The organism is Vibrio sp. 10N.222.55.C6 (genome assembly GCF_041473395.1).
In the GTDB taxonomy this organism is placed as follows: Bacteria; Pseudomonadota; Gammaproteobacteria; order Enterobacterales; family Vibrionaceae; genus Vibrio; species Vibrio crassostreae_C.
On sequence record NZ_JBFRSD010000808.1, the window covers coordinates 1 to 601 of the forward strand.

General features: G+C 45.1%; 1 protein-coding gene and 1 pseudogene. Both read left to right on the forward strand.

The genetic code is table 11. From position 1 onward, the window contains the following. Positions 1-419: substrate-binding domain-containing protein (locus tag AB4486_RS26295; protein WP_372119702.1), on the forward strand; the 419-nt coding region annotated here is incomplete at its 5' end. 18 nt (positions 420-437) lie between these two features. Beyond that, positions 438-601 (forward strand): annotated as a pseudogene (locus AB4486_RS26300) (sugar ABC transporter substrate-binding protein); the annotation flags it as partial.

Consider the following 601-nt stretch of genomic DNA (forward strand, 5'->3'; position numbering starts at 1 on the left):
GTTATCGCAAGGCACTGGAAGAAGCCGGTGTGCCATACGATGAAGCCTTAGTCTCTGAGGCGGGATTTACTGAAGAGACTGGCATCAGCGCCATGAAGAAGTTGATCAACAGAAAATGCCACTTTACGGCGGTATTCGCTTCAAACGATCACATGGCATTTGGCGCGTTCGAAGTTTTGCATAAAGAGGGATTGTCTGTTCCGAGAGACGTTTCTCTTGTCGGCTTCGATAACACCATCTTCGCGCGTTATCTGACCCCTAGTTTGACCACCATTAATTTCCCCATTGAAGAGATGAGCATCGAAGCAGTGCAGCTCACTCTACAAAAGCTAAAAAAAATCAAACATGACGTGAACTTTAAATTGCTGCCGACGTTGGTCACTAGAAACTCGGTATCGGATTTACTCGTTACCCTATAAAAATATTAAGGATAGAACATGAAATTTAAGACCTTGGCGCTTTCATGCGCGGTTGCTTTAGGATTAGGTACAACAGCTGTGAACGCGGCTGACAAAGAGATTCGTTTCGACGGTTTCCCTGATTTCGACAGCAGCCTGAAGGTATTACTGCCTGATTTCGAAAAGGAAACAGGGATCAAAGT